General features: G+C 44.0%; 18 protein-coding genes. 4 read left to right on the top strand and 14 right to left on the bottom strand.

What is annotated here, in order from left to right; genetic code table 11:
* Window positions 1–155: 155 nt before the first annotated feature.
* From J3U64_RS06405 to J3U64_RS06395, 3 genes are all read right to left on the bottom strand, one after another.
* Window positions 156–1286 carry a 5-methylcytosine restriction system specificity protein McrC gene (locus J3U64_RS06405; RefSeq protein ID WP_267408658.1) on the bottom strand — a complete coding sequence of 377 codons (1131 nt, stop codon included), beginning with the start codon at window positions 1284–1286 and terminating at the stop codon, window positions 156–158.
* 5 nt (window positions 1287–1291) lie between these two features.
* Window positions 1292–2971, bottom strand: coding sequence for an McrB family protein (locus J3U64_RS06400; RefSeq protein WP_267408657.1), 1680 nt, complete (start codon window positions 2969–2971; stop codon window positions 1292–1294).
* Window positions 2972–3238: 267 nt separating this feature from the next.
* Entirely contained in the window at window positions 3239–5338 is a 2100-nt protein-coding gene (locus tag J3U64_RS06395) for a M3 family metallopeptidase (RefSeq protein WP_267408656.1), read from the bottom strand.
* A 129-nt stretch (window positions 5339–5467) separates the two neighbouring features.
* On the opposite strand from J3U64_RS06395, the gene J3U64_RS06390 reads away from it, so the two are divergent.
* The 3 genes from J3U64_RS06390 (at window position 5468) to J3U64_RS06380 (ending at window position 6486) form a co-directional block, all read left to right on the top strand.
* Entirely contained in the window at window positions 5468–6025 is a 558-nt protein-coding gene (locus J3U64_RS06390) for a gamma carbonic anhydrase family protein (protein WP_267408655.1), read from the top strand.
* A gap of 10 nt (window positions 6026–6035) precedes the next feature.
* Window positions 6036–6176 (top strand): hypothetical protein, encoded by a 141-nt coding sequence (locus J3U64_RS06385; protein WP_180297426.1) that lies wholly within the window; start codon window positions 6036–6038, stop codon window positions 6174–6176.
* Between the two features lie 184 nt (window positions 6177–6360).
* Window positions 6361–6486: a hypothetical protein gene (locus J3U64_RS06380; protein ID WP_257377984.1), complete on the top strand. Its 126-nt coding sequence runs from the start codon at window positions 6361–6363 to the stop codon at window positions 6484–6486.
* Window positions 6487–6949: 463 nt separating this feature from the next.
* Here J3U64_RS06380 and J3U64_RS06375 read toward each other — a convergent pair whose 3' ends face one another.
* Window positions 6950–7558: a hypothetical protein gene (locus tag J3U64_RS06375; protein WP_267408654.1), complete on the bottom strand. Its 609-nt coding sequence runs from the start codon at window positions 7556–7558 to the stop codon at window positions 6950–6952.
* Between the two features lie 54 nt (window positions 7559–7612).
* Between J3U64_RS06375 and J3U64_RS06370 the strand changes: the two genes are divergently transcribed.
* Window positions 7613–8281, top strand: a complete 669-nt coding sequence (locus J3U64_RS06370; protein WP_100156625.1) for an IS1595 family transposase — start codon at window positions 7613–7615, stop codon at window positions 8279–8281.
* Window positions 8282–8356: 75 nt separating this feature from the next.
* On the opposite strand, the gene tldD is transcribed toward J3U64_RS06370, so the two are convergent.
* The 10 genes from tldD to J3U64_RS06320 all read right to left on the bottom strand — a co-directional run bounded on the left by tldD (window position 8357) and on the right by J3U64_RS06320 (window position 20411).
* A complete protein-coding gene (tldD, locus tag J3U64_RS06365) occupies window positions 8357–9808 on the bottom strand; it encodes a metalloprotease TldD (protein WP_267408653.1) in 1452 nt (483 codons plus the stop codon).
* Window positions 9809–10195: 387 nt separating this feature from the next.
* A complete protein-coding gene (gene galE / locus J3U64_RS06360; protein ID WP_267408652.1) occupies window positions 10196–11224 on the bottom strand; it encodes a UDP-glucose 4-epimerase GalE in 1029 nt (342 codons plus the stop codon).
* A gap of 247 nt (window positions 11225–11471) precedes the next feature.
* Window positions 11472–12341 (bottom strand): permease, encoded by an 870-nt coding sequence (locus J3U64_RS06355; protein WP_267408651.1) that lies wholly within the window; start codon window positions 12339–12341, stop codon window positions 11472–11474.
* Window positions 12338–13927 (bottom strand): FAD/NAD(P)-binding protein, encoded by a 1590-nt coding sequence (locus J3U64_RS06350; RefSeq protein ID WP_267408650.1) that lies wholly within the window; start codon window positions 13925–13927, stop codon window positions 12338–12340. The genes J3U64_RS06355 and J3U64_RS06350 overlap by 4 nt, the downstream gene beginning before the upstream one ends.
* 486 nt (window positions 13928–14413) lie before the next feature.
* Window positions 14414–14794, bottom strand: a complete 381-nt coding sequence (locus J3U64_RS06345) for a VOC family protein (RefSeq protein ID WP_267408649.1) — start codon at window positions 14792–14794, stop codon at window positions 14414–14416.
* 93 nt (window positions 14795–14887) lie between these two features.
* The gene (locus J3U64_RS06340; RefSeq protein WP_100141067.1) at window positions 14888–16126 is read right to left on the bottom strand and encodes an exopolysaccharide biosynthesis polyprenyl glycosylphosphotransferase; all 1239 of its coding nucleotides are present in this window, start codon (window positions 16124–16126) and stop codon (window positions 14888–14890) included.
* A gap of 10 nt (window positions 16127–16136) precedes the next feature.
* Window positions 16137–16958 carry a glycosyltransferase gene (locus tag J3U64_RS06335; protein ID WP_267408648.1) on the bottom strand — a complete coding sequence of 274 codons (822 nt, stop codon included), beginning with the start codon at window positions 16956–16958 and terminating at the stop codon, window positions 16137–16139.
* Window positions 16959–17110: 152 nt separating this feature from the next.
* Window positions 17111–18187: a stealth family protein gene (locus J3U64_RS06330; protein WP_267408647.1), complete on the bottom strand. Its 1077-nt coding sequence runs from the start codon at window positions 18185–18187 to the stop codon at window positions 17111–17113.
* Complete coding sequence (locus J3U64_RS06325; RefSeq protein ID WP_267408646.1) at window positions 18184–18939, bottom strand: glycosyltransferase family 32 protein; 756 nt, start codon at window positions 18937–18939, stop codon at window positions 18184–18186. The genes J3U64_RS06330 and J3U64_RS06325 overlap by 4 nt, the downstream gene beginning before the upstream one ends.
* Window positions 18936–20411, bottom strand: coding sequence for a lipopolysaccharide biosynthesis protein (locus J3U64_RS06320; protein WP_267408645.1), 1476 nt, complete (start codon window positions 20409–20411; stop codon window positions 18936–18938). The genes J3U64_RS06325 and J3U64_RS06320 overlap by 4 nt, the downstream gene beginning before the upstream one ends.
* Window positions 20412–20422 lie beyond the last annotated feature (11 nt).

Here is a 20422-nt window from a genome sequence, read left to right as displayed (position 1 = left end):
ACTGATTTTACTTATTTATTTAGTTTGTATTAAAAAATCATATTGAAAGAAATCAACAAGTTTAAAATCTCAATAGGATAAATTAAATAATTATTGAATAAAAACTGTATGGCGCAGAAAAAAACTTAGTTTATTTTAAATAATAGCCTGCTCCTTCAATCATTTTGCTGAAAGCCGCTACTACTACAACACCACTGACTTAATAAATCCAATAAATTTTTTCTGATCAAACCGGAATCCAGATTAAGATCAATAGTACAGAATCGGTACTGATGATTTTGAATGGTGACAGATTCATTAATCGATTCATTAATAGCAGGATACAATAACATTCCGGCTGCATTGAGTGATGGCGGATCAACAGGATTTTCCTGACTGCGCAGATAAGTATAGAGCTGGTAAATATGAGGACTTTTAAACACCTTGTCTTTATAAAAAGACTGGGTATGGATAGACGTACATTTGGTATCAATAATTAGGCGATGCCGGCACTGGCGGTGTTCAATGACCAAATCAGACTGCATACTGGGTAAAAAATCCTTTATACCTGTACTGGGTTGTAGCTGCTGCCAATATAATCGTTTGCCGGCGCTTATTATCCATTCCTTACTATTCAAATTAGTGCGGCAAAATCCAACTATTGCCTTTTCAAATAAATGCCGCAACCACTGATCTTTTTTATCTGCTTGCTCCAGTAAATAACTACCTGCCTGCTCGGTGGGTATAGCCATATTAAAAATCAGCCGGCAAAGAGTAAGCAGCGTTTTATCTTGTTTGCCAGATTGATCAAAAGATTCAGTTAAATGGTCATACTGAGTCGACTGCCCTATCTTAAGCGCCGTAAACCGACTGATAATGTTCTGGCATTGCCGGATTAATGTTTTATCCTCTAACTGTGCCAGCAATACATGCGCGGCAGCATGAATAAAGCGATTTTTCGGGGTATCAATGGTTAAAGAATCAAACTGGCATCGAATGCGCCCTTTTTCTAATAACTGCTGGCGTGCGGTAGTCAGCAGATCTATTTTTCCCCTGACACGAGTTAGTGATTGCGTATGTTGCTGATATCCGCAGGATAATGCGCGCATCAGCCTTTTGCTAACAGCCTGACAATATAGTTTTGCAACCAGAATAATCAGTTCTTGAGGATTTTGTTCCAGCTTTACTCTTTGCTGCGCACCAAGTGTTTTATACAGATCAGAAGCATACAATAGCAGCAGCCAGATATTTCTGATGGGTATCGTAGCGACGGTATTATTGGTAGTGGATCGTTCAGGCTTTTGCATTACTATCAGCACACATCAGACAATAAGGCTTCAATAGCCTCATCAATTTTATTTGGATCATTAAGCCAGTATTCTGTTAGTAAAGGCCGAATTTCAGTGTCGATAATGTTTTTATACCAAGTATCTGCATCTGGAACAGGTTTATTAGTGGTCAGATAACTGTGGCCAATGGTAAAAGCCTTTCCCAACATCGGATCATCGCTGATCTTCTGGTTCAGTAGCAACATGCGCTGCTGCCAGTCTTCTAATTTCTCATGTGCAATGGCCGTTTTTTCTGCCATATAGGATAGCCACTGCTTACCAAAGTTTGGTTGCAGAGTGAAGAATGCAAAGCGTCGCCGCAATGCTAAATCAAACATGGCCAGTGATCGGTCGGAAATATTCATGGTACCGATTACGTATAGATTATCCGGAATAAAAAAAACGGTTTCATCATTACGCTTATAGGTTAATTCCATAGCTTCATGGTAATTTCGTTTATTTGCCTCCAGTAAGGTCAGCATTTCACCGAAAATCTGTGCCGGATTGCCTCGATTGATTTCTTCAATTACAAGTACATAATTTGTATTAGGATCGTATCTGGCCCGATTGGCCATTTCGATAAAAGGACCATCAATCAATTCAAGCTTGCCATCATATGAGGGTCGATAACCGCGAATAAAATCTTCGTAAGACATATTTGGATGAAACTGTATTACTTTAATATTATCGAAATCTTGGAAACCAACCATCACATTGGCCAGACGTTTGGCTAGCCAAGTTTTACCTGTACCGGGCGGTCCTTGTAAAATCATGTTTTTCTTTTCTTTTAACCTTTCCAGAATAATTTCTAATTGTTGAGGATCAACAAAGCAGCCTTCGTTGATTAAATCCTTGAGAGAATAAAATGGTCTCACTATGTAATCCTGACTGTTTTCCTGTATATCTGCACTGAAGTGTTCAGTAATGTCTAGATCATAATCAGATAATTTGTATTGCCCTCTTGTTACAAACTGTAAAATATTCTGGTCACGTAATTCTTGTAAGGTTCGGCTTACAGATTGTTCGATAGTATTGTTATCAGGAAACAGTTCTTTCAACTTTTGCTGATAATATTCGAGAATTTGTTGCCGGCTAAAAATCTCACTGTTATTTTGATGACACAATTCCTTAATGAATTCTAAAACAGTTTGTTTCCATCTAGATTTGGTTAGTTCTAGCTTATTTATATCGACGTTACAAAAACGTTTCTGCCAGTAGGGTGCATTGCAAAATCTGTTGATATCCTGAAGTTGATTATGAAAAGTAAAATTAATTAACTCTTCAGCTTGCCAGTTGCTCGGGATTACTTTCCAGATGGTTTTTGGATTGGCGTAAAAATACCATTTTTTTTCAGAAAAATTTTTATCCCAATCAACTTTCAGGCTTTTTCCATCCCCTGGATTTTGCAAAACTGTACCGATCGCTTTGATTTTCAATACTGGAATGGGATAACCTTTGTTATCAAAAGGTAATTTATTTTTCTGTACATAAGCAGTCTTGATAGCGATCCGATCTCCGGTCTGGATAGACTGGATCAAATTTATTTCCTTATTATTTTGACCGTAATATAGCCACGTTCCGCTATTGATAAAGTATTCACTTAGGTCATCATTACCATCTCGGCAGGCACCTAAAAACCAGTAGTTTTTGCTGGTATCAACCATTTTCCCCATCTGCATAGGCAATAAAAAAATAATATATTTATCTTAACATGTTAATCTATTTTGTTATTAATGAGTGAAAGAAATTTAATAAACCCAGTCAGACTATGAAATCAGATTTCAAAAAAATATATTAAACGTGTAAATAACAAATTAGCCTACTGATTTAAAATAAAAAAATAACAAAACTGAATAATTTAATTCATCACTCAATCGCAAACCAATAGAAAACGCGGTGCTTGCACCGCGTTTTCTATATTTCAATAAAATTCAAACAGCTTCATCCAAGCCACAATGGCGTAGCAATGCATCAATACTGGGTTCGCGGCCACGGAAAGCTTTAAACGATTCCATGGCAGGGCGTGAGCCGCCTACGGCAAGAATCTCATGCCAGAAGCGTTTGCCTGTAGCAGACGCATCAGCTTCTTCTTCAAAGGCCGCATAGATATCAGCCGATAGAACTTCAGCCCAGCTATAGCTATAGTAACCAGCAGAATAGCCTCCGGCAAAAATATGGCTGAAAGAATGGGCAAAGCGGTTAAAGTCTGGTTGCGGCATCACCGCAACCTTGCGACGTACATCCCGCAATGTTTGCTGCCAGTCACAGTCAGGCTGGCTGTAAATTTCCATATCAAACAGCGCAAACTCCATCTGGCGCAAAATAAACAGTCCAGTTTGGAAATTTTTAGCAGTCAGCATTTTGTCGTACAGTTCTACCGGCAGGATGGTACCAGTGTCCTGATGGCTGCTCATGCCAGCCAGTACATCGTATTCCCACACAAAATTTTCCATAAACTGGCTCGGCATTTCCACCGCATCCCATTCCACACCGTTGATACCGGATACGCCCAACTCATCCACCTGAGTCAGCAAATGGTGTAAACCATGGCCAGTTTCGTGAAACAATGTCAGAATTTCTTCGTGGCTCAGACGGGCAGTATTACCAGCTACAGGCGGAGTAAAATTGCATACCAAGTAAGCGATCGGTGTTTGAAGCTGGCCGGCATAATGACCATCAGTGAATCGGCGGCGGCCGCGATAATCATTCATCCATGCGCCGCCACGTTTGCCGGCACGTGCATACAGATCCATGTATACCCCGCCGATAATGGCGCCACCCTGTTCTAGCTCAAAATAACGAACATCGGGATGCCATACCGGAACCTGTTTTTCAATAAAATGCACCCCATACAGCTTATCAATCTGTGCAAACAGACCAGCCAGTACGCGGTCTGCCGGAAAATATTTTTTCACTTCTGTTTGGCTGAAGGCATATTTGGCCTGCCGCAGCTTTTCGCTGGCGTAGGTTACATCCCATGGTTGTAATTCATCCAATCCCAGATGCTCATGCGCATATGCTTTCACTTCGGCCAGATCTTTCTCAGCAAATGGTCTGGCGCGGCTAGCCAGATCCTGTAAAAAGGCCAGCACCTGTTGTGGCGTATCAGCCATTTTGGTGGCTAAAGACAGCTCAGCATAATTCTGGAAACCCAATAAGTGTGCTTCACGAGTGGCTATTTCAAGGATACGGTTAATATTAGCTGTATTGTCCCATTTAGCCTCACCTAGTTCGCTGGCACGGGTAGAATAAGCATGATAAAGCTGCCGTCGCAGCTCGCGATTATGTGCATATTGCATCACAGCCAGATAGTGCGGCATCTGCAGGCCGATTTTATAGCCAGTTTTACCTTCGGCTTCTGCCGCGGCAGCAAACATGGCCAGCGCTTCTTCCGTCAGACCGCTAATTTCACTGTCGCGAGCAAAATCAGCCTTACTGCTGCAACCGCTGGGAGTATTCTCTTTACCTGCTAGTTCCTCACCATTGGCAAAATACAAAGCAAAAGCATCTGTAGCATCCAGTACATTCTGGCTGAAACTAGCGGAAAGCTGAGCGCCCTCTGCCTGTAAAGCGGCAAATTCAGCTTGTTCCGCTGCCGGCAGTTCCGCACCGCTCAGTACAAAATCCCGTAAATCATGATTCAGCTTGGTTTGCTGAGCGGCACTCAAATGAGCATATTCATCACTGGCCTTAATACTCTTAAAGCGTTCGTATAAATCAATATCCTGACTGATGGCGGTAAAAAACTCACTTACTTTCGGCATCAGGCTATTATAGGCGTCACGTAGCTCAGGTGTATCAGCCACACTGTTTAAATGGGCAATCACTCCCCAGATACGGCCGGCGCGTTCGGTAATATTGGTCAGCGCTTCTACCGTATTATTCCAGTTTACTTCGGGTTGTGCTTTCAGCTTTTTAATGGCTTCATTGGCCTGAAGCATGGCTTCAGTCATAGCCGGTTCGATATCAGCGGCACGAATAGCATCAAATCGCGGTTCGCTGTCCAGATTCAACAAAACATTTTCAGACATAGTATTCTCTTGAGAAAAATACCTGTAAATTTGCGGTTTTTCAGGTAAATCGGGTGGAAAAGGCAGGAGCTGCTGTTTATCTTCTGCTATAAACACTGTTGCATAATGCAACAGGATAAGGTCAAAAACATGAAAAACAATATTCGTTCTTATTTAGATACGCAACCACAAATTGCGCCAGATTGCTTTATCGACGACACAGCAGTGGTTATCGGCGATGTGATTTTGCACGAACAGGTATCCGTGTGGCCGTTTGCGGTGATACGTGCCGACGTAAACAGTATGCAGATAGGTGCTCGGAGCAATATTCAGGATCACTGTATGCTGCATGTAAGCCATAAAAGCGCAGACAAGCCTGAAGGCTCACCGTTACTGATTGGTGAAGATGTCACCATCGGTCATCATGTAAATTTGCATGGCTGCACCATAGGCAACCGCGTGCTAGTAGGAATTAGTTCTATCGTACTAGATGATGCCGTAATCGAAGATGAAGTAATGATTGGCGCTGGCAGTTTAGTGCCACCACGCAAACGTCTGGCCAGTGGCTATCTGTATATGGGTTCTCCCGTACAGCAGATCCGCCCTTTAACTGAAAAAGAACGCGAATTTCTAAAATATTCTGCTGCGCATTATGTCAGATTGATGCAGAATCACCAATCAACCCAGAATATAAAGCATATTGAATAAGGAAGCTAACATGAAAAAAATTCTGTCTTTAAGCCTGTTGTGCTGTACATTTTTACTGGCAGGTTGTGCCGCTGACGGAGGTAATAGCAGCCATACAGAAGTTTACGGCCAACTCAAAGGCGGCGTGGAAACGTCTCATACCAGTCATTAAATTTATAGGTCAAGTAAATTTTGTTGGAATACGAACAATTTAGCAGGATAAGCCAAATAGTGTCGTAAAATGGATATATTATGCAGTTTGAAAGTGCAAAATTTACCTAGAGTAATTGTTATATTAATAAAGTTAAGCTAGATTAATAAAACAGCTTTTCAAACCAACCATAAAGGACACAATGATGAAAAAATTATTGGGATTGAGTGCAGTTTTGGCTGCTCTGTTACTGTCTGCTTGTGCAACCACAGATTCCGGTACCAAAGCCGCTCCTTACAGCGATGTACAGGCTGCAGTAGAATCTAACTAAGCGTTACCGATAAGTAAGTGGTATGCTTGCCTGACCAAAAATCAGGCAGACATACCACTTTTTTATTTCTATATTTGATGGTAGTAAATCTGTCGCAGTGATTGTTATTTTGTCTTGAAGCAAATTCAACTGCCGGAAAAAAATTCTTGCAGTCTGAGCATAATCTTTTCGTGAGAACAGAAAAAACATAGCTGCAAATATTTCTGTTCAGCCAATAAAAAAGAAAAATAACTTAATCCAATCAGGATGCCGGCATAATTCAGCGATATTGGTTAACCCATCCATTAAAAGCAGATATCGTATCTTCTCGTTTAGCCACACTAAAGTAAACGGTTCAACACATTTCAGACATAAAAATACCAGCCGTTTTGTTTTAGCTGATATGTTCATGTTAACGCACAATGTTCCTGCCGGCTGGAATACCAGCAGGATGAAAAACTATTCAGTCAGCACTTGATAAAAATCAATTACCACCAGCCTGTACATTTACCAATGGCGTAGTCGAACCATCTGCATGTACCTCCAACAACGTTACACCACATTGTGCCGAAGCAGAAGATGCAATCGCTTCATAATCATGACCAGGTTTGGCTACAAATGTTAATTTGTCACTCTGGCAGGATGGCTCGTTATAAATAACGGATCCGTTTTGATGGGTATTATTGACGGTGGTCAGACCCATATATGCATTAGATATGGTTATCGGTATATTAGCCGGAATCGTGAATTCGCGATAAAACAGCTTAGACAGATAATGATTATGCTGTTTCATCGTTTCTATCGTAGATGTAGCAGGGATACCAATACTGCTGTTTCGGGCCATGTGCAAAAGAGAGGTAAAAGCTCCGCTCAGATTGCCGCCAGCTGTTTCTTTCACCAAGTGCCCCTCATAGCGGTATCTCATATTGGTGGGTTTTTGGTTTTGCCCGTACAGGCGGATACGTGCCTGCGGTGCCATCTCAGAGGAAGCCTCCTGCGCCATAACATAATTATAGTTTAGGCTTAAAATTGCACACATTATCAATGGTTTAATTAGACTTAGATTCGATTTAATGATACGGTTAACACGCATGTTGTCTCTCACAGGGTAACTTAGGTTAAATAAAGAATATGGTAAAGTAGTGTTATGAAAGTATTTAACAAATATTACTATCATGCTCACATAAATGAGGCAAAATTTCGCCATATTATACGTTTGTTTGTAGAAGATTTACCTGCATCAAAGATTGCTCAGTTAAGTGACGTGAGCCGAATTAGTGTCAATAAACTAATGTATAAACTGCGCAGCCGCATCGTGTTGCTCACTGCTATGGATTCGCCTGTAGATTTTGACATGACTATCACTGACGATTACATTCAACCGTTCAGTGACAACCACGACGGCATCGCGGATAAAAATTTCGTGTGTGGACTATTGTGGCGTAATGACAAAGTCCATGTAGAAATTATCCCCGAACGGTATCGCCTAATGCTACAGGAGGTAATTCGAGGTAAGCGAGATATTCGTACCGTGCAGCCTGCACGCAGTTGGTATCCGTATGATATGCTGATTGACGTCGAAGAAAATAAACGAGCCCGCCTGCATCATAGCGACGAAAGCCTGTTGGCGCATGAAGAAAAAATCCATCAGATTGCTGCCTTCTGGTCTTTTGTGACACGGCGGCTAGCGATGTTCAACGGAATAAATGTAGATAAATATTATTTGCACCTGAAAGAGTGTGAATTCCGATTCAACAACCGCCATGAAAATCTGAGCACTTTGTTGCTAAAAGAATTCACACGTAATCCATTATAAAACTACACTACAGCCTGCTAAAAACAAAAATGGGCACCAAATGGTGCCCGCTATGATTTGCCAGTTTTACTCCGTTCAGGTCTGGCTGCCGCCCACAGTTAGGCCGGCATCAATGCGTAGCGTTGGTTGTCCCACCCCTACCGGCACACTCTGTCCGTCTTTACCGCACACACCTACACCACTGTCCAAACGGCTGTCATTACCAATCATACTCACATGTTTCAAAACTTCAGGTCCACTGCCGATAATGGTGGCACCCTTTACCGGATATTGCAGCTTACCATTTTCAACCCACCAAGCTTCTGAGGCACTGAAAACAAATTTGCCACTGGTAATATCAACTTGCCCGCCGCCAAAATTCACCGCATACAAACCTTTATCCACAGAAGCAAGAATTTCTTCTGGATTAAGCACACCATTTTCCATATAAGTATTGGTCATGCGTGGCATCGGTGCCGAAGCATAGTTTTCACGGCGGCCATTACCGGTAACCGGTACACCCATCAGACGAGCATTGGTTTCATCCTGTAAATAGCCACATAAAACACCATCTTCAATCAGCACTGTGCGCTGGGTGGCATTGCCCTCATCATCCATATTCAGCGAACCACGGCGCTCAGCTATATTACCCTGATCCACCACCGTTACGCCTTTGGCCGCTACCCGCTCACCCAGACGGCCAGCAAAGGCACTGGTGCCCTTGCGGTTAAAATCACCTTCCAGACCATGTCCAACTGCCTCATGCAGCAGCACACCCGGCCAGCCGTTGCCCAGTATCACCGTCATCGAGCCGGCCGGAGCCGGCCGTGCTTCCAGATTGGTCAGCGCCTGTGCCACAGCAATATCAACATACTCTTTAACTTTGGCCTCATCGAAATAGCCCAGATCAAAGCGGCCACCTCCACCGCTACTGCCTTGTTCACGCCGTTCACCCTGCTTCGCAATCACCGTAACCGACAAACGCACCAGTGGACGGACGTCAGTGTGTATCCGTCCATCCAGCCGAGCCAGATAAATCAGCTCATGTTCACATACCAGACCAGCCATTACCTGCACAATGCGCGGATCCGCAGCTTTAGCCAGCGTTTCTACCCGCTGCAATAAAGCCACTTTCGCAGCCGCATCCAAGCTCAGCATCGGATTAGCCATTCCGTACAGCGGCTTGGCCAGATTTCGCGTTTGCAAACCAACTGAGCGTTGCTGGCCAGCCTGACCAATTGCCCGTACCGCCTGCGCCGCATCGGTTAATGCCTGCACGTTTAGATTATCCGCATAAGCAAACGCCGTTTTTTCACCGCTGACTGCACGTACCCCTACACCCTGCTCAATCTGAAAACTGCCCGACTTCACCATGCCTTCCTCCAAATGCCAGCTTTCATAAGTACTGCGTTGACAGTAAATATCGGCATAATCAATATGATGTGCGCTCATCAAAGACAGCGCATGAGTAAAGTCGGCAACAGCCAGCTCGTTATCGGCCAGTAACTGTTGATGTACAAGTTGAGCGGTTGGAGTAGAAATAGGCATGTGTGATAACAGATAGAATTGTGACAAAAAGCACAAACAGAGAAAGGATTTAAACACAAAATAACTGTGGGCAATTATACCGAAAACAAGAAGCGTCTGGGTAAATGCCAGCTACCACCCTCAAACACAAGCAGCATTTTTATGCCCGTGATACAAAAACAATATGTAAAAACAAAAATTGTTATTGATAATAATTCTCATTATATTATAATAAGCATCACCAGTTAGTTAGCAATAGTTAACCGGTAAAGACCTCAAGCATCTTTCAACATTATCTCAGGAGCGGCTTAGCGATTAGCGTTAAATTTTGCATCAAAACTCAAAACCGAAAACACTAGACCCACTGCATAATCAGTGGGTCTGGTGTTTTAAACATAGTTTAGGTATTCAAGCTACAGCATCCGCCCTATAGCCTTGCGGATTTTGCTGTTGCCAGCGCCATGCATCCGCCATCATACAGGCCAGATCACGCTGTGCCTGCCAGCCCAGCTCCTGCGCCGCACGCTCAGGGTTGGCAAAACATACAGCAATATCACCAGCGCGACGTGGCACAATCTGATAAGGAATTTTTTGTCCACTGGCCGCTTCAAAAGCGCGCACAATCTCCAGCACCGAATAGCCCTGACCCGTACCCAGATTGTAAATATGTACACCGGAGCGATTTGCAGTAGCCCGCATAGCAGATAAATGGCCATCAGCCAGATCCATCACATGAATGTAATCGCGCACACCTGTGCCATCCGCTGTCTCATAATCGTCACCAAATACCGACAACTGAGCCAGCTTACCCACCGCTACCTGACAAATATAAGGCAATAGATTATTCGGAATTCCGTTCGGGTCTTCACCCATTAGCCCCGATTCATGCGCACCCACCGGATTAAAATAACGCAGTAGCGTCACACTCCAGCGTGCATCGGCTGCCTGAATATCCATCAGCATCCGTTCCACCATATACTTCGACGTACCATAGGGGTTAGTTGTGCCGCCGGTAGCTGCACACTCATCAATAGGTACCGTAGCCGGCGTACCGTAAACCGTAGCCGAAGAGCTGAATACCAGATTAAATACACCAGCTTTAGCCATTTCTTCTGCCAGAATCAAACTGCCGCTGACATTATTATCATAATATTTCAGAGGCTCGCGCACACTTTCGCCCACCGCTTTCAAACCGGCGAAATGCAGAACATTTTCAATACGGTGCTGAGCAAAAATCTGTTGCAGCAAACCACGATCACGAATATCCCCCTGATAAAACGTGACCTCCTTGCCAGTAATCTCTTTGATACGCTCTAAAACTACACTTGAAGCGTTGCACAAATTATCAATAATAACCACATCGTGGCCGGCATTTAACAACTGAACTGTAGTGTGAGAGCCAATAAAACCAGCCCCACCTGTTACCAAAATGGCCATAAATCATCCGTAATAATGGAAAAAATAATAAAATTAATTAATATTAAAGAGATACAACTTATCTAATAGTGTTTATACATAAATCCTCAATTCATGTATAAGTAACTTTTAATTATAGCCTGATTGTGTTAAAGGGATACGTGAAAGATACAAGAAAATTGAATAAGCAAGTTAATTATTAATATATCATTATTAGGCTTTTAAAGTTCAGATCCAAACGCAGATAGCTGTTGGTTGCTTTAGTTGATTAGGTAATATGTTTAATGATTATTATGCATAAAGAATAAATGCTAATAGCTATGACGCTAATACAGGTTCCACAGGAGATGGGCTTAACTGAGCGGCCGGTACCTAAATAATGAGTTTCTAATACGATGATATTTGCCGCAGGGGGAAGTAAGCAAAACAAATAAAGTGCTAGACTGTTTTGCAAAATAAGATTTTGTTTGAATAGATGTGCAAAGGCCAGCAAGATGGTTATGATTCCACAATAACCGGCGACTTTTTTTAGGAATAAAAAAAGAGTGGTACGCAGATCTTTTAAGGTAATTTTGGCTTTGGCTAACCACATGCCAAGTACAGCCATACCCAAAAAACTCATTAAAAATTTAGCTATGTTATAGATAAACTTGAATTCTAAATCAATCTGTCTGCTATATGGTAAAAGCATTATTCCAATTATTAGCGCAATTACAGGAGGCATTTGAATTAGTTTGCGTATATTAAATCTAATACCTGTAAGTAGCCATGCACCAAGTGAGTTGCCAATAATGGAACTGCCGATATAGGCAGAAATAAAAATAGTGGCGGCCTGATTACCGAAAAGGGAGGCGGCTATGGGTAGACCCAGCCAGCCAATATTTAGGTAAGTGAAGCATAGATTATCAACAGGGTTGATTTTAATTATTTTTCCTAGCAATAGCATCAAAGTCATCACAATGATAGTGGTGACAAGCACGACACTCATACTGCTAAAGTTAGTGGCTATATTATAGATGATGACAATAGGGATAATGAATTTGGTCAGTAGCTTTGAAAGTAGTGGTTTGAAATCAAAGCTTGTTTTCCCTGCGATCAAACCACACAGCAAGTAAATTAGTGGTAGGAAAAAGTTCATATGTTTTCCTTTTGTTCCGCTAATGAAAGCTGTCGAATTATATTTTTCGCTACAATATTCGCACATTGGGTATTAAACCAATAGGCGTTAGTTGAAAACAAACATCCTTTATTTAATGGGCCTAGATTATATAGCCCCTTTACGGCTTGATTGTTAACGATGCATTCCATAGTAGAGACATTTATGTTGATGCCACCACTTTGACAAGGTTCAATAAGATTTTTTTCTTTGAGAGAGCTTAATAAGCTATCTTTCATAAGAGTGAGATTATTTCCGCCACCAGTAGCATCCCAGAATGTTCCTGAGCTGATTGTGCCTTTTTTCGTTGAAATTATATATTTATTTTTTTTAAATGTAGGAGCGGATATCAGTTTATGAAATTTTAATCTGTTATTTATGATAGCTTCATGTATTTCTTCGAATACCTTTTGTGGAACAGGATGGCGCCATGCTGCCCAAATTGATCCTAAAGTGTTTATAAATTTCTGTTTTTGTTTGATATTCATCAAAGCCCAGATTTTATGCATATAGGGTCTTGTGCTAACCAGTATATCCTGACAAGGAAGATTCGCTTCTTGGGCACGTTGCAGTAAAAATTCAAAATAGTCTTGATGTTTCCCCTTTTGTAAAAGATTCATGGCTTGTCTGAATTCTCCTACTACTTTTAATTGACCCATCTCTTTATTCAGTAGATGTATGAATGTGTTCAGTATATCTCCAGATTTTTTACTGTTTATTATGATATTTTGCCAAGTTAAATATACAGGGTGATATTGGTTGCTGCTGCTTATGCAGGTAGGTAAATAACCTTTTCTTGAAAATAAGTTAATATCTTGATTTCCCTTACTATAAGCATATCTAAAAGCATCTATTGCTGTTAGGCTACTGCCAGCAATCAGGATTTTACCGTCAGTATCGTCATATTCTTTAAAATGACGGATAAATCCTTTTTGGGTAGAAAATTGTGGAAAATTATCTGAAGATTTGGCACCTAGGCACATTACGACTGTTTTTGAATGTATAATTTGATGGTTACTATCTTCAATAACAAATTTATCTTTTGCTTTGGCTATGGAGGTAGCTGAGCTATGAAATTCTGTAATGTGAAGTGTATCAGCGGAATTTATTTGATGATAAAGCTGGGATAGAAACCGAGAAAATTGTAGTCTGGCTGGGTAGTTATCTGTAATAATTTTATTTTTTTTCAACCAGTGATAAAAGCTGTCAGGTTCATAGGATGAAACTGGCAATAAATTAGGAATGGTGTTAACTTTATGAATGCTGTCAGCATCACCAAAAGCGTGGCCTGTGGCAAAGCTATTTAAAGGGTTCATTATAGCAATTTTAGGTTTATCTAGATTAAGAGAATATATTTCATCTTGTATCTGCTTGATTAAACTAACTCCAGTCGCCCCAAATCCAACTATAGCTATGTCATACATAATTTCTCCAAAATAAATTTGTTTTAATTTGATTGCAAAATATTTTAATAATTTTTGTATATTATTATTTTTAATAAAAAATTCTATTTTTTCTGGTTCAGTACTCGATATTTGGTATTTTATTTTAAAATTAATACTATACAAGCAATCAAAAATTGATAATTGTGTAATTATATGATTTTATGTATCAATTGATTATACGGATCATTATATAAAAATAGGTTTTAGCTTTATTTTTATGTTTTTTGTATTTAATTTGTTTTTGGTCTGTTGAATTATGCCTGTTTGCAAACAAATTGCACTATTTTACTTCTGTGCTGGAATGCTACCAATTTACTACTTCGATTCTTTTATATAATTTAATGCCTTCTTTTACTTGATACTTCACTAATAACACCCTTCTGACTGAAATGAAATTTGAGGAATATTCTTGTTTTAGTACATCTAAATTATTAATATTTTTTGCAACACCAATTACCAAATCACCTCGAGCCAGAGCAGATTTTGCCAAGCGCAACCCAAGCCACGAGATGCTCCCGTAATCAACTATACTTTTTTAATCAAATGAATTCATCATAAATCATGGCTACATAATGAATCCCCCATTGTTTTAATTTCTTAAGATAATTTTTATTCAAATTTTGAAGTGTCGGTAGCACAAACACGAAGTCGATGACCATCTGGATCATTTCCTACAAATGTGTATCCGAAATCGAGCATTTGTGGTTCAAGTTCAATTTTGACGTTTAATTCCTTCCATGTCGAATAAATTTCATCTACATCATTTTTTGTTACATCATTAAATGACAACTCAAAACCACCGTAATGATTAGGTGCCTTTGGCGTTATTTTATCAGCCTCTTGTAATCCTAAAATAAAATTATCATTCAATAAAAATACAGCGAAGCCAGGATAAGTTTTGATAGGAGGACGCCCTAGTATTTTTGTGTAAAATTCTGTACTAGTATCGACATCTTTGACATAAACAATAACGCTATTAGGTTTAAACATTTTTTGTTTCCTTCTGGTGATAAAAATTAATTTTCTTAATTTTGATTATCTAGATTATAAAGTTGATGGGTAGCATTTTTATTTTTTGTTTGATCAGCGTGCACCGAAGCCGGTGAGCATGGTTTTGAGGGTTTTAAAGAAGATAAGGATGTCGAGGGAAAAGGAAAAGTGCTTGATGTAGTAAAAATCATGCTCGATTTTTATTTGGGTTTGTTCAGTGTCGGCGGCATAGCCCTGTGTGACCTGAGCCCAGCCGGAGATGCCAGGTTTGACGATGTGGCGGTAGTCGTAAAAGGGAATTTCTTGAATAAACCGGTCGACAAATATTTTTTGTTCGGGACGGGGGCCAATGAGGCTCATGTCGCCTTTGAGAATGTTCCAGAACTGGGGTAATTCGTCGATGCGGGTTTTGCGGATGATATGGCCGATGCGCGTAACGCGGCTATCGCCTAGTTGTGCCATCTGGGCACCATTTTTTTCGGAATCGCTGCACATGCTGCGGAATTTGTATATACAGAATTCATGGCCGCCGCGGCCGACACGGTTTTGCCGAAAGAGAACGCTACCGGGGCTTTCAAGTTTGATGGCGATGGCTGTGACAAGCATTACTGGTAAGGTAATGGGACAAGACAAAAGAATAAGTAGGATATCGGCTAAGCGTTTTATCAGTACATAGGTTGGTGAGGGTAGGAGTGAACCTAGATCGTTTTCGTACAGATGATGAATTTTAACGCGGCCGGTAAGGAATTCTTCTACTTGGCGAATATTGTATACGGGCATGCCGGCGAGGGTCTGGCTGGCGAGAAATTTTTGCCAATGGTGGTCAAGCTCGGGTTCGTGCAAGTCGGCTACGATGCCGTTGATATTTGTGGCTACGGGGAGGTCTGGGCTGGTAAGTTTGATCCAATTAACGTTGGGTAGCTGATCTGCGTTAATAGCGCGGCCGTAGGGTAAATAGGCATAGGTGGTGATAAATTTGTTGCGGTAGTAGATGTAGGCGATGCACAGGAAGAGGGATAGGCAGCCGGCCATGAATAGGAACCATACGGTGTAAGGCAGGTTGAAGAATTTGGCTGCCATCCACATGCCGAAAAACCAGAAGAAAGTATGTGGCAGGGCGATAACGGCGGATTTGCGGCCGGGAAAGTTGCTGAATACGGACAGAGATTTTGTGTTGAGTAGGTGGGCGATACCGGCAAGGATGATGCTGGTGATGAAGGCGGCTCGGCCTTGTGAGAAGCCTTTGATGGGCTCCATGATGGCCAGAGGGAGTAGCATGACCAGCAGGGAACCGAAAAAGAGGCGGCTTTTATAGGAAAGTAAACTTCGCATGATAGTGGGTTTATTTATTCAGGCGCAAATGTTGGTAGAGGTGGGTGAGCATGCTGGTGGGCAATAGGCGGCTACTGCCGCGCAGGGCAAAACAGCTGAGTGCTGGCAGCAGGGGCTGGCTGCGGAGGCGGCGTTTAAGACGCAGCAGTTGCCATTCGCTGCTGAGGTAGCTCAATCCGCGCCGGCGTGCATGCATGTTGTGGCCAGCACGGGCGTAAACGAGGGTTTCAGGTAGGTTGGCAGCCTGATAGCCGGCGGCAAGTAAGCGCAGCCACAGGTTGTAGTCTTCCATCCACTGGTGGTGCTGGTAGCCGCCTACGGCAAGTACGGCGCTCTTGCGGTAGGCAACAGCCATGTGGTTAATGGGGTTTCGCCATTGGGCATAGTGTCTGATGGCATTGTTGCTAAGGGGTACCTGCCGCACGGTGCTGGTGTGTTCAGGGGTGGTATTGAATTCTGCTATCTGGCCGCTGAAGAAGGCAATATCGGGGTGCTGTTGTATGTATGCCCACTGGCGGGCAAAGCGCTCGGGTGCACAGATGTCGTCCGTATCCATGCGCATAATCCATTCATGCCGGCAGTGTTCGAGGCCGGCATTGAGGGCATGGCCAAGGCCAACATGCTGAGGCAGCGGGATGATGTGCAGGGGCAGGCGGGTTTGGTATTGGCTAAGTATCTCTTGCAGGTTGCTGCCGATGGAGCCGTCGAGTACGACGATGATTTCTTCTGCCTGTATGCTCTGCGTGCACAGGCTGTCAAAACAGGCACTGAGCCAGTGTGGCTGTTCCTGTGCATACAGTGAGAGCAAAACGGAAAAGGGTTGCGTATTCATTGGCTTGGCAGCAGTGGCAGGTATGCCGGTGGTTTGTCAAGATTTGTTTATTATATCGCAACAATGTTGTCTGGTGACTGCTGCCTGCTGGGTGCTGTGGGGTTGTGCTGAAAAATCAAGGATTGGTATTGATTTTTTTACATTTGTGTCTGTTACAGCTGGGTCTGGCTATTGTTCAGTTCGAATGAGGCTGGGTTGGGGAGGTAGTGCTGGTAGAAGGTGTGCTGCGCGTGGATAAGCTGAGCTACTTCGTTGCTGTTTGGGCTGGTGCAGGTGTCGTTGAGGCAGACGAAGCGGATTTCGGGATGCTGATTCAAGTGGTCGATGGCATGGCTAAGGTCGGCAAGATTGCTGATGTTGCGTACGTAGCCATCGTTATATTTGTGCGGGATGAAAGCACCGCTGGCCAGTTGCCAGTAACGGTTGAGGTAGATAGTGAGGTCGTTGGGAGCACGAAAGCGGTTGGCCGTGCTGGCCAGAATTTCCGGGGCGAAGTGCTGGTAGACTTCTTGCAGGGTATGGCGGGTATAGGGCTGGGGTAGATGCCAGTGAGCAAACCAGAAGTAATGACGGTAAAAATATTTGAGCAGGATGTTGCTAATTTTTTCACGCAGGCTGTAGCTGCTGGCGAAAAGCTGTTGTTTGCTGAGGCTGGCTGGCTGAAATTGACGGTTGATGAGGCGGATGTTGTTGTTGAGGGCATCTACCCAGCTGTTTTGGCCACGCAGACGGCTGAAAAGGGCTCCGCGCTTGAGCCAGCCATGGCAAAGGAAGTCGACGGGCAGGCCGTGCTGAAATAGGCGCTCGCGCGGGGTGGGACGAAGGATGACAGTATCGTCATTGAGGTAGACGAAGTGCTCGCTCAGGCCTTTGAGATTGACCAGATTCATCTCGATGGCAGATGAGTTGAATACGGGCAGGTGCCGGGGTCTGATAAAAAGCTGCTGATGGCTGACGATTTCGATTTTCGGGTGGTTGGTTTGTAGCCAGTGTGGGCGCTGGTTGGCAGTAATCAGATAGATTTTGTGATACCACGGGCAGTTTTGCTCAATGGAACGTAAAACGTAGCGCAAGGTGCCGAAATCTTGATAGCGGTTGCTGCTGATGGCGTCGCGGTGCCCCTGATGCTGTGGCAGCCAGCGGTTTTTTTCGGCCAGCCATGCGGGATCGCCGCCATCTACCCAAGGCAGGACGAAGTCAATTGGGGTATGGTCTGAGCTGGTGTTCATCGAAGTTTCCGTTTGAGCAGGGCGATGAGTTTTTGACTGTTGCTGGCGCCGAGGGTGGTGCGCAGTAGGCTGAGTAGAAGGCGTTTGATCTGGTCGGTGTGTTTGCTGTCGCTGAGCCAGCTGCCATCGTAGTGATGGATACAGACTGTGTTGCTGGTGCGGTTTAGTTCATGGGTATAGGCGTTTTTGGCCATGAAGTAGTCGCTGGGATAGACGCAGACGTAGTCTGGAATTTCCTGCATCTGGTTGTTGAGGATGATGCCGTGCTGCTGGTATAGCTGTTTGAATATTTGGTTGATAGTGATGAGCTGCTGTGGGTTGAATTCGAGCTGCTGGTATTGTTGCCAGATGTCGTGCATCAAGGCGCTGCCGGCTTCACATCCCATTACGCCGGCCTGCGGGTTGCAGGTGAGCTGGCGGGTGTAAGGATTCATGCCTTGTTCGAAGCCGGTGAAGCAGTGGTGATGCAGGAAGGGGTCGAATGAGGCAACCATTTGGACGTCGGTATCCAGATAGATACCACCTTGCTGATACAGTGCCTGAATGCGGCACACGTCGGCGACGAAAGCGTATTTGCCGGCGGCGTAGGCGGCGCGTGCGTAGGGATTGGCCTGATAGTCAAAGTTTTGTTCGTTCCACAGCCGGAGCTCGTAGTCGGGCAGATACTGGCGCCAGCTGTGCAGATAGCGCTGGGTGGTGGTGGGTAATGGCTGTGGACCGAACCAGCAGTAGTGTATGAGTTTGGGTATCATTGGACGGGCCGGCGATAAATGAGCAATAGTAGAAAGCTGAAAGGTAAGGTTGCAATCAGGCCGGTGATGAGGCTCAGTTTAATCCAGTCCAGATAGTTGTGCACGCTGATGCTACTAATGGGCTGCCAGCCGATGCTGATGGCTACGGCGATGGTGATGAATATGACCAGCCATAATATGAGTGGACGGCTGAAGGACAGGGAGAGGATATGGCGGCAGCTGTAATGGAGCATTTCGGTGCTGCGGTACAGAAATGAGATGAGTGCGGCCAGTAAGATGCCGGCGCTGCCCCATATCTGGATAAAACACAGTGAACAGGTGATGTTGATGCCGGCTTCAAGCAGGGCTTGTGGTTTGGTGGCTTTGTAGCGGCCGGCGGCCATGATAATGGTCATGGCTGGAATTCGGCTGTTTTCGATGATGCCGACAAATAGAAATAGGATGGCAAGTACGGGCTGGTGGTAATTGGCATCGGTCATATTGTGGGTGTAAAGCTGGATAAACGGTGCCAGCAGTAGGCCAGTGCAGGTGTAGACCCAGCCGAGAAAGCACATGAAGAGGCGGTTGTAGCGGCAGAAGTTGTGGCGGGTCTGTGCGGGATTGGTGCTGAGGCTATGGCCGAATATGGCCTGCATGCCTTGAGATAGAGATTGCAATGCCATTTTGATGGCGCCGAAAATGAGGGCATAAACGGCGTAAATACTGGCGTCTTTTAGGGACAGGAAAAGTGAAATGAGTACCAGTGGCGAGCTGAAGATAAGCAGGCCGGTGAGCTGATGGGTGAGGGCGTCCCAGGTTTGTTGCAGGTGGTAGGGATGGTGTTTGTCGTAGTGCTGGTTTAGGCCGGAGTAGTGATGGCGGACATAACGGCGGTAGAGGAGAAATTTTGCAGCTTGTATCAGGGTAGATGCTGTCTGTACGCTCAGGATGCTGTAGCCGGCGCGGATGAGCCAGTAGCAGACGGCGATGTTGGCGAGAATGCTGACTGCTTGTATGCCGGAGATGATGTAGGTTTTCTGGTCTGCGGTGAGGAGGGCGCGATAGCTGCCGAAAAAGAAGAAATCAAGGATGTTGACGGCACCCATGACCAGTACGATGCAAAAGGTCAGGTTGGCGCTGATTTCATGGCGGGTGAGCCATGCAAACAGGGTGGCCAGTACGACTAGGGCGACGGCAAACAGGCTACCGGAAATCCGGTAAAAATGATGGGCTGCGGCAAGGATGCGGTTGCGTAGCTGGTTGTCATGGGCAGTAAGCGCCTGATACAGGGCGACGATGGCGGCGGCTCCGATGCCAGCTTCCAGCAAGGTGAGGTAGGCGATGAACTGTTTAACGGATGCGAGCATGCCGTTGGTGGCCGAGCCGTAGGTTACGACAATCAGGGGCGGCAGAATAAAGCCGCCCAGTGCGGTGATCAGTTGCAGCAGTAGGTTGGCAGAGATGTTTTTCAGGATTACGGCACGGGTGCTCATGAAGCCTCTAA

It is taken from the genome of Snodgrassella sp. B3800, from assembly GCF_026535865.1.
Lineage (GTDB): Bacteria > Pseudomonadota > Gammaproteobacteria > Burkholderiales > Neisseriaceae > Snodgrassella > Snodgrassella alvi_E.
This window is presented reverse-complemented; position numbering and strand designations above follow the sequence as displayed.